Here is a 13,954-nt window from a genome sequence, read left to right as displayed (position 1 = left end):
AGCAGGTTGGTCTGTTCGGCCACGGCCTTGATCACGTCCATGACGCTGCCGATCTTGTCGCTTTCTTGCTGCAACACGGTCATGGCGTCGGTGGAGCGCACCACTTCAGTGGCCAGTCGCTCGATCTGGGCGATGGCTTCAGCGACCACTTTGTCACCTTGGCGGGCTTCGCCATCGGCGGCGGCAGCTGCTTGAGAGGCTTCAGCGGCGTTGCGCGCGACTTCCTGCACGGTGGCGGTCATCTCGTGCATGGCGGTGGCCACTTGGTCGGTCTCGACCTTCTGGCTGTTGACGCCGGCGCTGGTTTCTTCGGTGACGGCCGACAGCTCTTCTGCGGCGCTGGCGATCTGGGTCACGCCATCACGGATGCCGCTGATCAGTTCGCGCAAGGTCACGCCCATGCGGGCAATGCCTTGTTGCAGCACACCCAGCTCGTCGCGACGGGTGACGCGCACGTCCTGGGTCAGGTCGCCGGAGGCAATGCGTTCCACCACCGCGAGGGTTTCGCGCAGCGGGCGGGTGATTTGCCGGGTGATGATCACGGCTGCCAGGACGCCCAGCAACAGCGCCAGCAAGGTGCTGATCAATTGCAGGCTGCGGGCCTGGGCGCTTTCGGCGTCGCGGCGGTCGAGTTGGATCTGATACAGCTCGTCGCTGCGGGCAACGATGTCGAAGCCTTGCTCGGTCATTTCCTTGCGCGCGATACCGGCATCGTTCAGGGCGGCCTTGAACGCCAACAGGGCGGTGCGGTAGTTGTTCAGGGCGCCTTCCAGCTGACGCAGGGCGTCTTGCTGAGTACTGGCGAAATGCACGTTGAGCTGGGCCAGTTCGCCGATGGCGCTGTTGAGTTGGGCCGCGGCTTTCTGTTCGGTTTCCGGGTTGCTGTTGGCGGTGTAGCCACGCACTTCATAGCGCGTGAGCATGAAGGCTTCCTTGGCCTTGGTGATGGCCTGGAACTGCTCGAACCGCTCGTCGCTCAGGGGCATCTGCTGCACCCGGGTGTAGATCGAGTTGATCATGTTGTAGGCCGTCTCGGCGTTCACCGCCATGGTCTGGCGCGCGCTGTCGCTGGCGCGGTAGGCGCTGCGCATTTTGTTCAGCGAGGCCTGGTAGGCGGTGATGGTGTCGCTCTGGGCCTTGAGCAACTTGAGGTTGTCAGGGCTCTTGAAGGTCTGCAGGAGTTTCTGCTGCTGGGCGACAAAAGCGTCAAGGGTGGTTTGCACCGTCTGTGCAGCGGTCTCGTCACCGTTGGTCAGCATGTATTGCAGGCGGCTGACCCGCAGCTTGGTGAGGCCGGCATTGAGCTGGGTGATGTCGCTCATCCAGTTGCTGCGGTCAATCAGGCTACCCAGGCTGGTCCAGCCCGTCAGGGCGAGGATGGTGGTCAGGGTCAGCACCAAGCCAAAGCCCAGGCCCAGCTTCAGGTTGACACTGATGTTGGCAAACCAGCTATTCATTCAATTCCTCCAGGAACTTGCGCGTTGTGATCGTCGTGTGGCTGGAAGATTGTTGTTTTTGGTCGCCAGCGAAATGTATGTGCGTCGGTGTATCGGCCGAAAAAACGAGATCTGAAAGCATTTCGTCGGTATTGATTCAGCGCAGTGTTTACGCATGTTTCTGGACCTTGCGTCGCGGCCATTCAGCTTTTTTTCACATTCGTTTCACTGCCGGGCCACGCTTGCCTGCTTAAAGTCCGCCGGGCGATGGGGATAGGCCCCACGCGAAGGCTGAATGGTCATCTGTGTTGAGTAGGTTGCGCAGGCGTCATTCGATTCAAGGCTGGGCTTGCGAGGAGCGGCATTGGTGGAATCAAGACTCGGTTTGCCGGTGGTCGGGCGCGCCCTCGAGGGGCGCCTGCTAGCCCGTTATCGAAACACCCTGGTGGTGTTGCTGGCGTTGTTGCTGGTGATCCCCATGACCTTGTTCCTGCTCAAGCCGGCGGCGGTGGCCGACCTGGCTGACAGTTATCCGGCCGGGCAACAGGCCCTGCTCGACAGTTGGGCCAAGGGCCAGACCATCGCGCTGATCCGTCATGTGGAGCGCTGCGATCACTCCCGGGCGCCCTGCCTGAACGCTGCTGACGGCATTACCGATCGCGCCCGGGCTGTCGCCGTGGGCGTGGGCGCGCAGTTCGAGCACCTGGGGCTGGCCCAGGCGGACCTCTACAACAGCCCGATGACCCGAGCGGTGCAAAGCGCCGGGTACATGTTCAACCAGGTCAGCAGCGGCGACACCTGGCTGTCCAGTTGCCGCAACCATCTGTTGCAGGATGTGCTGGCGCACAAGGTGCCGGGGCGCAACCTGGTGCTGGTGACCCACAGCGAGTGCATGGCGCAATTGGAGAAGGAGTTGAACCTGCCGGCTTCGACCCTGGGCTACGGCGCCTCTCTGTTCATTTCCACCGACACTCTCAATGGCGCACCGAAGATGCTGGGCTTTATCGAAGCCAGCGACTGGCGCCGAGTGGCGCTCGATCAACCTTGATGGTCCCTTTAGAACATGAGGCAAGCTATGCAGCTATTTTCACGCCAGCGTTATTACTGGCTGAACCTGGGCGTCCCGCTGCTGTGTGCGGCGCTGGTGTTCTTGATCTTCGACATGACCCACATCGACATCGCCATCAGCGATCTTTTTTACGATCCGGTGCATCGGGTGTTCCCCCTGGATCAGTCCGCGCTGTTTGAAAAACTCACCCACAAGTGGCCGCGGGTCATTCCTGACTGGACCGGTGAGGGCGCGGTGATCGGCGCGTTGCTGTCGTTTATCTGGCCCCTGCTGAACCGGGCACGCGCCCCCCGCTTGCTGGCTTGGGTGGAACGGATGCGGCTGGGGCCGGTGCTGCGTTTTGCGGCACGGCATCGGCGCGATTGGCTGTTCGTGGTGCTGGCGTTTGCCCTGAGCACCGGCGCCATCCATTACCTCAAGAGCCACACCAGCGTGTATTGCCCGATCGAAACCACCCAGTACGCCGGGGCCATCGTCCACCGCGCCTGGTACGAAAACTTCGACCTGCTGCGGGTGGCCGGTGACGGACGCTGCTGGCCCGGCGGCCACGCGTCGGGCGGATTTACCCTGCTGGCCCTGTATTTTGTGGCCCGGCGCTACCGCTGGCGTTATTCCGGTGTGCTGCTCTACGGGCCTTTGCTGCTGGGGTTTGTCTACGGCACAACCCGGGTGTTGCAGGGCTGGCACTACATGTCCCACACCTTTTGGGCAGCCATCGTGGTGTGGCTCACCTGCTGGCTGACCGCCCTGGCGTTCTATGGCCGGGTACGCCTGGAACAGCCCTTGTTGCCCCGTTCTTCAGCGGTGCCTGTGCCGCACAGGAGGCCAGTGCCGGTTTGAGTGAGTGGTGGGCTGACGTTCGTCGCTTGGGTTGTACGGCTCGCCGCCTCGCCGTTACAGTGCCCGCCCCCGAGAAATGAATCCCGGGGGATTTGTGCATGGAGTTTTTTGTGAAATACCTCAGCAAAGTGATGGCAAGCGCCTGCCTGGGCCTGGTGCTTGCGGGCTGCACCGGCACCGCGATGAAAACCCAGCAACTCGACAGCAGCCAATACACCGTCATCGGTCACAGTGAAGCCAGCGCCACTGGCCTGATGCTGTTCGGGATCATCCCGATTCGCCAGAACAGCCGCTTCGTGCGCGCTCAGTCCGAGGCGATCAAAGCCAAGGGCGGCGACGCCATGATCAACACGCAAATCCAGGAAAACTGGTTCTGGGCCTGGGTCCTGAGCGGCTACACCACCAAGGTGTCCGGCGATGTGGTCAAGCTGAAAACCCTTCAGTAAGACCCGCCGGCCAGTGGCTTAGTACCGCTGCCCGCCATAAAAAACGGCACCTGACGCAGGTGCCGTTTTTTTTCGCCCTCAGTGGCCGTTGTGCCTTGGGGCTTTTTGCTCAAGCTGGATTGATGTCCCTCTCATGGGGGCATCTGTTTGTTGCCGGTGCAGACCCGGGCGGTCCCCGGCGCTCAAAGACAGGGCTGGGTTTCCAGCAGTCTGATGTTGCCCATGCGTGTCGTATCGTCGACGGCGCTGTCTTGCGGCAAGCTGCGCCAATCCACCAACAGGCAGACCGCGGTGAGCACCTGTTGGTCCTTGATGCCCACCGGCTGGGCGAAGTCGTAGCGATAGAGGGCTCGGGTTGTATCGCGCGGGGTGACCTCGGTCGCGCTGCTCAGTGTCCTGTACACCAGGTCCGGCAAGACGCTTTGCTGCACGGTAAAGCGGGGCTGGTTGCCGGTGCTCTGAAAAGCGCCTTGGGCCCGGCTGTTTTTCCAGAGTTCTTGCCATTGGATTTTGGTCGCTACGGTGTTCAGGGTGTTGCCGTAGGCTTGCAAGGTGGCCTTGGGCACCTCTCGGGTATCCAGGGCCTGGGCAGCGCCGGCGAAGAGTACAAGGCTGGTCAGTAAGGTACGAGATAGCAGCATGGGAACACTCCATGGGCGCGCGCGAACGGGATTGGCGCGGGGTTTCAAGGGCTGCGCCCCGTGGTGTCCGGGGGCTGCCGGGTCCGGTGGATTACAGGGGGGCGAAGCATTTCTAGCGTAGGCGGTGGCGGTTGTTTTTGCCGCCGTTTTTTCGCCCCGTGTGTTCGAGGCTGCTCAGTGGGCGCCGAGGGTGCCGACAAAGTAGTAAGCCTGGCGCCCGACGAGCATTTTCTTCAGCACCTGCAACGGGGCCGGGGGCGCTTGCTCGGCGGCGATCAGGGCTACGTGCTGCGGCGACTCGGCGAGGTAGGCCTGCAGTTGGGCAGGGGTTTGCAGGTCTTTGAGCAGGCTCTGGGTGTAGAACACGCTGGCCCCGGCGATGCGTTCGTTGGCCTGGTACAGCGCGACCGGTTGCCCGGCGGCTTGCAGGCTTTGGATGTGCTGGGTCACCGGTACAAAGGACAATTCCCGGTCGGCACGTGGCGCGGCCCATTGCGCGGCGACCAGGTAACCGCAGACCACCAGCCCCATGACGCTCACGGCCAGGCCCCGTCGATGACGCCCCAACTGGCCACGGATGCCCTGGTCGGCCGCCCACTGGCCGAGGCGCGCATAGAGCACCGCTGCGTATTCCGCCGCCAGCACCGCCGCCGCCGGGGTCAGGGACATCAGGTACACCGTGCGTTTGCTCGACGCCAGGCACAGCAGGGTGAATTGCGCGAGCAACCACAGGCTGAAAAACAGCAGGTAGCGATTCTTCACCAGGCTTTTACGAAAGTGCCACAACCCCAGGTAGACCAGGATGTTCCACGGCAGGAAGGCCTGGGGCAGCTTGGCCAGGTAGTAGTAGAAGGGTTCGTAATGCCCGGCCTCCTGGAAGGAGCCGTCGAAGCGCCCGACACTGTTGGTCCACAGCACTTCGGCCAGGGCCGGCAGGCCGCCGCGCTGATAGAGCACGCCCAGCCAGATCAGCAGTGGCACCAGCCCCAGCAGGGTCAGCAGTCCGGGCCGCAGCCAGTGGCTGAGTTTAAGGCGCCGGTCGATCCAGTTGTCGGCCAGCAGGTAGGCGAAGATCACCACCCCAGGCATGGCCAGCCCCAGTACACCCTTGCTCAGGGTCGCGATGGCGATGCCGGCGGCGAACGCCAGCCAGGCCAGGGGCGCCGGCCGCTGTTCGGCGAGGGCCCGCTGGGCCTGGAAGAACGCCAGCAAGGCCAGGGTCACGCCGAGGCTGAGCAGGGCGTCTTCGCCGACGCCACGCACGTTGCTCCAGTAACTGGCCATGGTCGCCAGCATTGCAGCGGCCACCCAGGCGATCATCACTGGGCGTCCGAAGCGGCGCAGCATTGTGTACAGCAACATCAGGCTGAACAACCCGGCGAAGGCCGAGGCCAGGCGCACGGCCCAGGGCGTGCCGCCAAAAGCGCGGATCGCACCGGCATCCAGCCACAGGCTCAGGGGCGGCTTTTCCAGGAACGGCTGGCCGAACAGGCGCGGCGTGACCCAGTCATTGTCCAGGTGCATTTCCATGGCGATCCCTGCCACCCGGGCCTCGGTGGAGCCTTGCAGTTGGTGGTTGCCCAGGGCGAAGAAAAACAGCAGGCAGCCAAGCAGAAACAACAGCGGTGCGGGGCGGGACATGGGCGTTGGGCTACCAGGGCAAGGGCGAGAGTTGGCGTTTTTTTGGACAGCGGGAAAAGTATACGGGGCCAAATCTTAATAATTCGTGAACGCCCCCGATGTTCCGGGGGGGCTTGCCATGCTCGGTTTTTTCCTTGGTCGCCGGGCGTTGCCCCAGCGGTTCTTCAGCGCAGATGGCGGCCGGTGCGGAACCAGTAAATCCAGCCCAGGAAGGCCCCGCACAGGGCGAAGATCAGAACCAGCCGGACGTATCCGCTCCAGGGCATCGGGGTATCGGTGGACGGTAGCCCAGGCACCAGGTTCAGCACGACGGGAATCATCGGCAACGCGCTGATGGCGCCGCTGGCCAGGTAGATCACGACGTTGTGCAGGGCGCGGGTATGGGCCACCCAGAAGAAAATTGCCGAGGGCACGCCGGCGAGTACGCCGATGCATACGCCGCTGACGGCGAACAGCACCGAGGCCACGGTCAACACATCGCGGGCGGCGTTGCCGAAGGAAACGTGGCTGGCGTTGTAGGTGCACAGGGCGAAGATCAGGCTCAACCCCAGGGCCAGCAGGACCACCCCAACGCAGTAGGTGAAGAACCAGTCGATGGGGTGCACCGGGTGGGTGGCTTTGCGGGCAGGTTGGGTCATGTTGGGCACCGTAGGCAGAAGGCAGGAAGTGATGGCCTGGAGGTTATCGAGCGAGGCTTCTCCACACTGTGGAGTTTTTATGGGGTTTGCCCGACGTGGGTGATTCCGGTGCCCGCGCAAATACCGTATACAGAGAACGGCCTGCCCAACCTGCAAGGCGCAGCGGCCCGCAGTCGCCATTCGAGCATCAACCACCGAGAAGGAGATTGGACATGTTCAGGTTCCTCACCATGACTGAGTTACCGCACACCCCCGTGCATTGCCATGGCGGTTCCATCAACGGAGCCATCGTCGCCTGGGAGCTGAAAAATCTGGCTCTCAATACGAAGGGGTTTGTCATATGTCCAAAGAATTACTCGGAGTTTCTGCTGTAGGGCTGATGGTGCTGGGCGAGTTCTGCGCCATCTACAGTGAAGTGGTCGCCGCACGGCTGGCCCACACCGGCCACACCTCATGGGCCGAACTGGCCGGGCCGGTGCTGATCATGTGTTTCGCCGGCCTCTGTCTGCTGGGGGCTTATTGGCTGGGCTACGTGGCAGTGGGGGACATCTGGTTGATCACCGTGGTGTCGGTCACCTCGTTACTGCTTCTTGAACCGCTGGTGATCTGGGCGCTGTTTCACGAAGCGCCCGGCCGCGGCGCACTGATCGGCTTCTGCCTGGGGGCCCTGGGAATGTTGTCGGCAGTGTTTCTGTAGTGCGCACAGACTCGCATCAGGCCCGGTAGGCAAACTGCCGGGTCGTTTACCTGGGCCGCCGCAAGGGCGGCCTGGGCTATTCAAACAGGGAGTGTGTATGCCCGAGCAAATTCGCTTGGCCCTTGAGAACGATGCCCCACAGATCAGCCAGGTGATTGTCGCGGCGCTGCTGACCAGCAATGCCCAGGACTACCCGCCCAGCGTGATTGAGCGGGTGCAGCGCAGCTTCACCGCCGAGGCGATTCTTGAGCTGATGAAGCGACGCCGCATGTTCGTCGCCACCCGGGCCGGCAAGGTCATCGGCACCGCCAGCCTCGATGGCGCCGCCGTGCGTTCAGTGTTTGTCGAACCCTCGTTGCAACGCGCCGGCATCGGCCAGCGGCTTATGGAGGCGGTGCAAGCGGCGGCTCAAGAGGCCGGGGTCAAGGTGCTGCGGGTGCCGTCTTCGCTGACGGCCGAGGGGTTTTACCGGCGCCTGGGGTTCCAGGTGGTGGGTGAGCAGGTCGAGGGTGAAGAACGAACCCTGATCATGCAGCGCACCTTGCCCTAGAGAGTGCCTTGGGCAGCGGTCGACTTCGGTTTTTGACGCTGCCAGAATGGCATCCCGCTCTCCAGGCTGAAATCTTCCCGTCATGGCCAACCCGGACATCATCACTGCTGAAGCCGTTGCCCTGCACGCGGGTGTCTCGCGCTCGGCGGTGTCCAGGACCTTCACCCCCGGGGCCAGCGTGTCTGCCCGCACCCGGGAAAAGGTGATGAAGTCCGCCGAGGCCCTCGGTTATCAGGTCAACCTGATCGCCCGGACCATGAACAAGGGCAGCAGCAACTTTGTCGGGGCAGCTATGCGTTGAGCGACGTCAGTCCAAGTTCACCATATATAAATTATTAAGCGTATTTTTAAGTTGTGAAGCTACTATTTAAAAGATTATTTTTTTCTTTATTTTAAATGCGTAGTACCCTGATTTTGGTTTTTGATATAAGTTTTTAATGGATATCTTAAGTGGTTTGTTTTTTAATTTGTATGGTTGAAGTTTTTGTTTGGAGTTAATCTGGTTTGCTCAGCACCAGCACTTCCCCCCCGTTTGGCAGTTCTAGCTCTCGTACAAAGCAGGGATTGCTTTTGCATTGCTGCCCTTTATCAATAACGTGTGTCGCATAACCTTTGCGCTCAATTAAGAAATTATTGTATCCTGGTGAATCTTTAGGTACTGGTTGGCCTTTCGGTGTGTTTCGAACGTCGATGATGATCACGTCCGGTCTTTTTTCCCAATCAGTATAAGGTCCCCAGAATTCAATAATTTCAAATTTCTCATTGCTTTTGGGGGGGAACAGTGTGGGCGAAAATATTACATGGATACGCTTGTTTTTGTTAAAGCTGTAATTGTTAAGGAACTCAACAACCTTTCTGTAGGAAGCATATTGTAAAGAGTACTCAGTGCTAAGGGTTCTATGTGATGTTTCTGTTAGCCTGTTTATCGTTTCTGGCATCCAGTAAAGTCCTGAAATAAACAATAAAATCAAGGAAATTGAGTATCCAGTAATAGTGTTTAGTTTGTTGTTCGGTCTTTTGCTTTGATGACTTTGTCTTGTAATATTTAAGTCAATCAGGAATACTGTACCAACGATTATTAATATCATGCCAGGATATAGGTAAAATCCCCAAAGTCTCTTTGTGGTGAGGAATATGGCAGCGTTCAAAACAAGACCCGCGATTGCAATAGCTAATGCGGTTGTTTCTTTTTCAAGGTGCCAGTTTTCGACTTTTGATACTGTGATAATGTTAATTAAAATATACGTTAAGATAGTGAAGGTCAACAAGACCCCAATGGGAGGTGGGGTAATAAGCCAAGTGTTTATAAAGTACTCAATCCAACTGAGTGGGTTGATACTACTCTGATCTGCTCCATGTGTAGTGTTAAGAAATGTGCTTGAAATCCAAACGGAAAGAACCTTACGAGATGCAAAATATATTACAAAGGCCCAAAATAGACCGAAGAGGCACTGCGACACAATACTGAGATTGAATTTTTTACTCGACCAGCGGAGTATAAAACATCCGCTAACGATAAGTATCAGGGGCCAGAGTAAAATTGGAACTGCAATTGCAAGCCCTATAAAAAACATTTTTACCGAGTTGGTTATCTGTTCTCTACAGTGATCGAGCTTATTGCTCTTAAGTTTGATGGCAAATGAAAGTGAGATGAATACAACCAAGGCTGGTAGCGTTGATATTTTAGTCCCGAACGCCAGGCCAGCGAATATCCAATGCCAAGAAGGGTTTGCATTGGTTTTAACGAAAAAATAACAAAAAAGTGCCAGAAGAAAGAGCTGAATTGGCTCGGGTTTCGGCATTGTTACATAATAATCAGAAAAGGGTACGGCTAGCATTGCAGCAAGTAAGACGAAGCGTAGAAACCAGCTGCGTAAGATGCCTATAGCAAAAATTAAATAACTAGAAACGATAAAAAAAAACTTGTAGCATTCTAGTCGAAAAAATTTGACCGAACTCTCCAAATAGTTTTTCTGGCACCATTGAAAAAACAGCTATAGAGTTCCATAAGATTCTGCCATAACGATGGTCTCCACCATTAATGACAGACTCAAAAAAATTCACTATTCCGTCAGGATGAAGGATTCGAGTTACACCATCAAATGTTATTCTTTCATCCATAAATAGGACGAACCGACCATCAGCTAAGTCGATATTGGCTAAAGTTGCCAAGTAAATAAAAAATACTAATCCCACCATGCATAAAACCGAAAATAAATATCCAGATATATTGTTTTTAAGTTTGAGTTGGTTAATTGCTTTCATTTGTATTATCTTTTTTATCGTTTGAAGATTTTCTGTACTTTTCAGCATCCCAATTAATTAGTTCACTTATCTGTTGGTTGTTTAGTGTGGAAAGTTTTTCATGAGGTTCTTGCCTTGCCACTACATCGTAATAGCAACGTAGTTGACTTTTTTGAGCCGCAGTTACGTTAATGCTTTCATACACACCATCCCCAATTGCGAAAATAAAAGGAGGCTCACTAACTGTGGCTTGATCTAGTTCAGAAAGTTTAAAGTCTTGATCAAGAGTGACAGGTTTGGCCCCGAGAAATACAACGTGGTCCGGATACAGAGCCCAATCGTGGAGCACTCTATTGATCATGTCTTCTTTGCTTGCAAGTAAGCTAACTTCCTTATCGCTGCAAGGCATATATCCTCTTTTCAAGAAGTCAGAAGCACGTTTCGAAGGAAGAGTCTCAGTCAGTGCTTGTGCGGGTTTTGCTTGTAATTTCAACGTAAGTATTTGCAGGGTAGAAGTAATTTCTTCAACGTTGGATCCACCAATTACAATGCCGTGACTTTCCAAGAAAATTACCTGCGAGTCAGGTTTTTTTGCCAGCTCTTCAAATATGGCTGAAGCAAGATCTGCACCAGGCTTGTAGTAGGAGGCATAAATCCATTTGACTGAGTTTCCGACAGTTTTTTTAATTTTCTCTAGAGCATTAAGTTTAACTAAATGAGCGAGTATTTCGATAGCATGAAGATGCACGACTACTTTGTGGGGCATCAATGCATGTAATATTGTCTCAATTGAAGGCCTTAAGTTAGATTTACCTATTAGTTCCGGCATCGTTGAGAAATTTTTTTTTTGTGATTTCCATTCGTAAATTTGACAAATTTACAGGAGTAAAAATCTCCTTTGTATTAGCCTCTACAAGCCAAGTACCAGATGCTTTTACCCAAAGTGTATCGCCGTCCTTCCACGATACGTTACCTCCTGCACCTTGAACTAACAACGGATCATTACCGATTTTTGAACAAAAAGTTCTTACATTTTTGGCAATGCAGTTAGATGATATGCTCATTATTTTTTCCGAGTTTTTTGATCAGTTTTCGAAGAGCGCCAAAATCGTCAAATACGGCGTCAGGCTCGCTTAGACCGGTACCGATCTCAACTCCGGCGTGCCTTTTTTGCAGTGTTACGGCATTAATTTTTTCTCGAGCGCCATGGATATCATTTACAGGGTTATCTCCAATCATCCAAATACAGTCACGTTGGGTCGCATTTTTTCTAGAGCAATTTTAAATGGAGCTTCGTGAGGTTTATCAAATCCGGCCTCCTCACTAGTGACTATGTAGTCGAAGTAATGGTCCAACCCAAAGTAAACAACTTTTCGGAACTGAATTTGCGCAGTTAAATCTGTAACTATGGCGGTTGGAATTCCGAGCAATCTGATATCATCTAAAAGCTCTTTGACATCATCAAATAAAATTGCATTACTTAAAAAAGTTCTCCAGTAGGTTTGCTCAAAATCAAGTGCCAATAAAACCTGTGAGCCTAAGCCCATGATTTCAAGCATACGTTGTAAATAAAGTAAGCGGCTATGTGAAGATGCCGTATGTTTAAGGCGTGTCTTGACCTGTATTCTTGCCTCTTTGAATGCCTTATCGAAGTCTTCAGGGGAGATCGAAAATGTATTTACAACCTTGGTTCTTACTGCATTTTGTGCCGCAGCATGAGCAGGGTCATATGGATACAGCGTATTGTCTGTGTCGAACAGAATGGCATCTGGAAGACGAGTAAATCGGGTTGTATTATTTATCTTCACTATATAAATCGCTTTGTCAGTGCTTGGCTGATGTGAGACAGTGTTATTAGTTGCATTAGCCCCAGCATACCATCCTGCCATTTTGGCATGATATCTAAAAACTCTAAAACACGTGGACACAATATCTCCGCTGCCATTGCAATGTCAGCAGCTGAAGTTTCTCCCTCTATCGTCAGCTGAACCTCAGCTCCATCAGCGCTCACTACGATGTCGACGTGTAAGCCACAAACTCCGACCAAGACTCTATGAATTGAAAGCTCGTTGAAACTATTTCGAGTACTGACAACAAGTTTCAATCTAAGGGGGTGCTTACTATCAAGACTCTCTATCATTCGGGGATGAATGGGTTGAAGTGAAAGAGTTAGATCTGCATGACTAGATTGTGGACGGATGAAGCGCTCTGAGTCAGGCTCTCTTTTCTCAAACGAACCAAGAACCTTCTCCACAGTATGCCCCCGCTGATATACATCACGCTTAAGCTTGAAATGGCGGCGCAGTTCCTCATCAATATCGAGATAAACTTTAAGATTATAGCACTCCCTTATCGCTGGTAAATATAATGCATGTAGTCCACTCGCGATTATGAAGTCATTACTATTGATACGAAATGGTCTACTCATTTTTCCAGTTTTATGGTCGTAATGCCTAGATAGCACACTCTTACCATCGGTCAGTGATACTAGATCGTTGCAGTATCCCTCTAAATCGTTCGCCATTGGATTGAGGTGGGTCATTACTTGCCATATAGGCTTCTGTCTATCCCATAAGTGATAGTCATCACCTGAAAGATTTACAACGGAATGAGCTCCAAACAATCCAGAAATTGCATCCGCAAAGGTATCCTTGCCGGCGCCAGAGTCGCCTGCTACGCCGATGACAAAAGGCTTTCGACTAAGTCTGAAAAACTCGTTTCGGTTAATAGCCTCACGCCAGATCCTAATAGCGAGCACTAATCCGATGGCTACCATGGCAGTATGTAATAGAGACGCTGCATGGTTTTCTAGCTGTCCTGAGAAATGAAAAACTCTACCCAGTACTAACTCATGTCCATTTATTAGTTGTAGCTGCGTAGCCAGAAGGGTACTTAAGACATACAGTGCTGAAAAAACAGCAACCAATATAATTGAAATGCGGCCGCTAAGTGCCTGATATAGCGCTAGGAAGGGTAGGCACCATACAAACCATCCTGGGGACGCAGGGGTCATTAAAACAATTAGTAGTAATGCCATGCCTATCAACGCATGAAACAAGTCAAAGTTCATGCGTCTGACCCGCCATGCGGAGTAGAGCATTACAAAGTAAATTAAGGGAAAAATATAAACAGATGTGTTTCCAGTTAAACTGACAGCTGGCTGATAGATTTTTTCTATTTCAGGGTTTCCAAGAATCATGTGAGCACCTTCGGCTGAAAATAGGAAGGTTGCCACAAATACAATTGCACTGAATCCGAGACCTGTAAGAAAATCCGTAAAGTATTGCTTTAGTGCTCGGTTGTGGAAAAAGTAGATTGCAAAAAAAGGTAGGGCTACAATCATACTTAATTTTGCAGATACAGCTGCCGCAAAAAAAAAATCCTGCTAGTTTAAGGTTGGTTCTTCGTACATAGACTATTGATATAACCAACAGAAGAGCTGGTATTAGATCGTTTAATCCGAGTCCATAGCTAGATAAAATTATTATTGGGGAAAACCAATAAGTCAATAAGAGTAAGCGTCGACGATCAGGCAGTAGCCTCTGAAGCGCTAATAGCAAAAAAAAGTCAGCAGTTAGAAGGGTTAGATGGTACGCATAGAGAAGTGGTAGACCGATAAATTTAGCAATAATAGTTAGGGGGAGAAACGCAAGCCACATAGCATACCCATAGGGGAAGGCTATGGAATTTCCACCATTGGCGATCCACGCAGACCAAGGATCAAGTGTAGGTATAGATATACTCGTATCTAA

The 13,954-nt window shown here is 53.5% G+C and carries 16 protein-coding genes; 6 read left to right on the top strand and 10 right to left on the bottom strand.

All coding sequences use genetic code 11. The features are described 5' to 3' along the window. Positions 1 to 1,457 (bottom strand): methyl-accepting chemotaxis protein (locus M1B34_RS15575; RefSeq protein WP_268265577.1); only part of this gene is annotated, 1,457 nt, incomplete at its 3' end. 346 nt (positions 1,458 to 1,803) lie between these two features. Between M1B34_RS15575 and pmrG the strand changes: the two genes are divergently transcribed. The 3 genes from pmrG to M1B34_RS15560 all read left to right on the top strand — a co-directional run bounded on the left by pmrG (position 1,804) and on the right by M1B34_RS15560 (position 3,791). Further along, positions 1,804 to 2,484, top strand: a complete 681-nt coding sequence (pmrG, locus tag M1B34_RS15570) for a lipopolysaccharide core heptose(II)-phosphate phosphatase PmrG (protein WP_268265576.1) — start codon at positions 1,804 to 1,806, stop codon at positions 2,482 to 2,484. 27 nt (positions 2,485 to 2,511) lie between these two features. Further along, complete coding sequence (locus M1B34_RS15565) at positions 2,512 to 3,345, top strand: phosphatase PAP2 family protein (protein WP_268265575.1); 834 nt, start codon at positions 2,512 to 2,514, stop codon at positions 3,343 to 3,345. 110 nt (positions 3,346 to 3,455) lie between these two features. Further along, positions 3,456 to 3,791: a hypothetical protein gene (locus M1B34_RS15560; RefSeq protein WP_268265574.1), complete on the top strand. Its 336-nt coding sequence runs from the start codon at positions 3,456 to 3,458 to the stop codon at positions 3,789 to 3,791. Positions 3,792 to 3,973: 182 nt separating this feature from the next. Here M1B34_RS15560 and M1B34_RS15555 read toward each other — a convergent pair whose 3' ends face one another. From M1B34_RS15555 to M1B34_RS15545, 3 genes are all read right to left on the bottom strand, one after another. After that, entirely contained in the window at positions 3,974 to 4,432 is a 459-nt protein-coding gene (locus tag M1B34_RS15555) for a hypothetical protein (protein WP_268265573.1), read from the bottom strand. A 174-nt stretch (positions 4,433 to 4,606) separates the two neighbouring features. Next, positions 4,607 to 6,073: an ArnT family glycosyltransferase gene (locus tag M1B34_RS15550; protein WP_268265572.1), complete on the bottom strand. Its 1,467-nt coding sequence runs from the start codon at positions 6,071 to 6,073 to the stop codon at positions 4,607 to 4,609. A 164-nt stretch (positions 6,074 to 6,237) separates the two neighbouring features. Continuing rightward, positions 6,238 to 6,711: a hypothetical protein gene (locus tag M1B34_RS15545; protein WP_268263191.1), complete on the bottom strand. Its 474-nt coding sequence runs from the start codon at positions 6,709 to 6,711 to the stop codon at positions 6,238 to 6,240. 379 nt (positions 6,712 to 7,090) lie between these two features. Between M1B34_RS15545 and M1B34_RS15540 the strand changes: the two genes are divergently transcribed. The 3 genes from M1B34_RS15540 (at position 7,091) to M1B34_RS15530 (ending at position 8,259) form a co-directional block, all read left to right on the top strand. Then, positions 7,091 to 7,408 carry a hypothetical protein gene (locus M1B34_RS15540; RefSeq protein WP_123337393.1) on the top strand — a complete coding sequence of 106 codons (318 nt, stop codon included), beginning with the start codon at positions 7,091 to 7,093 and terminating at the stop codon, positions 7,406 to 7,408. A 97-nt stretch (positions 7,409 to 7,505) separates the two neighbouring features. Further along, the gene (locus M1B34_RS15535) at positions 7,506 to 7,958 is read left to right on the top strand and encodes a GNAT family N-acetyltransferase (RefSeq protein WP_268265571.1); all 453 of its coding nucleotides are present in this window, start codon (positions 7,506 to 7,508) and stop codon (positions 7,956 to 7,958) included. A gap of 82 nt (positions 7,959 to 8,040) precedes the next feature. After that, the gene (locus tag M1B34_RS15530; protein ID WP_268265570.1) at positions 8,041 to 8,259 is read left to right on the top strand and encodes a LacI family DNA-binding transcriptional regulator; all 219 of its coding nucleotides are present in this window, start codon (positions 8,041 to 8,043) and stop codon (positions 8,257 to 8,259) included. Positions 8,260 to 8,452: 193 nt separating this feature from the next. Here M1B34_RS15530 and M1B34_RS15525 read toward each other — a convergent pair whose 3' ends face one another. From M1B34_RS15525 to M1B34_RS15500, 6 genes are all read right to left on the bottom strand, one after another. Beyond that, positions 8,453 to 9,796, bottom strand: a complete 1,344-nt coding sequence (locus M1B34_RS15525; protein ID WP_268265569.1) for a hypothetical protein — start codon at positions 9,794 to 9,796, stop codon at positions 8,453 to 8,455. 64 nt (positions 9,797 to 9,860) lie between these two features. Beyond that, positions 9,861 to 10,223 carry a hypothetical protein gene (locus M1B34_RS15520; protein WP_268265568.1) on the bottom strand — a complete coding sequence of 121 codons (363 nt, stop codon included), beginning with the start codon at positions 10,221 to 10,223 and terminating at the stop codon, positions 9,861 to 9,863. Further along, positions 10,210 to 11,031: a class II aldolase/adducin family protein gene (locus tag M1B34_RS15515; protein WP_268265567.1), complete on the bottom strand. Its 822-nt coding sequence runs from the start codon at positions 11,029 to 11,031 to the stop codon at positions 10,210 to 10,212. Before M1B34_RS15515 ends, M1B34_RS15520 begins: the two co-directional genes overlap by 14 nt. Continuing rightward, the gene (locus tag M1B34_RS15510; protein WP_268265566.1) at positions 11,012 to 11,266 is read right to left on the bottom strand and encodes a hypothetical protein; all 255 of its coding nucleotides are present in this window, start codon (positions 11,264 to 11,266) and stop codon (positions 11,012 to 11,014) included. Before M1B34_RS15510 ends, M1B34_RS15515 begins: the two co-directional genes overlap by 20 nt. 171 nt (positions 11,267 to 11,437) lie before the next feature. Beyond that, positions 11,438 to 12,010 carry an HAD family hydrolase gene (locus M1B34_RS15505; protein ID WP_268265565.1) on the bottom strand — a complete coding sequence of 191 codons (573 nt, stop codon included), beginning with the start codon at positions 12,008 to 12,010 and terminating at the stop codon, positions 11,438 to 11,440. Next, positions 12,010 to 13,545, bottom strand: a complete 1,536-nt coding sequence (locus M1B34_RS15500; protein ID WP_268265564.1) for a hypothetical protein — start codon at positions 13,543 to 13,545, stop codon at positions 12,010 to 12,012. The genes M1B34_RS15505 and M1B34_RS15500 overlap by 1 nt, the downstream gene beginning before the upstream one ends. Between the last annotated feature and the right edge of the window lie 409 nt (positions 13,546 to 13,954).

The sequence above is a fragment of the Pseudomonas morbosilactucae genome, assembly GCF_023241715.1.
Lineage (GTDB): Bacteria > Pseudomonadota > Gammaproteobacteria > Pseudomonadales > Pseudomonadaceae > Aquipseudomonas > Aquipseudomonas morbosilactucae.
Note: the sequence above shows the minus strand (reverse complement) of the source record. Positions and strands in the feature narration are given on the sequence as shown.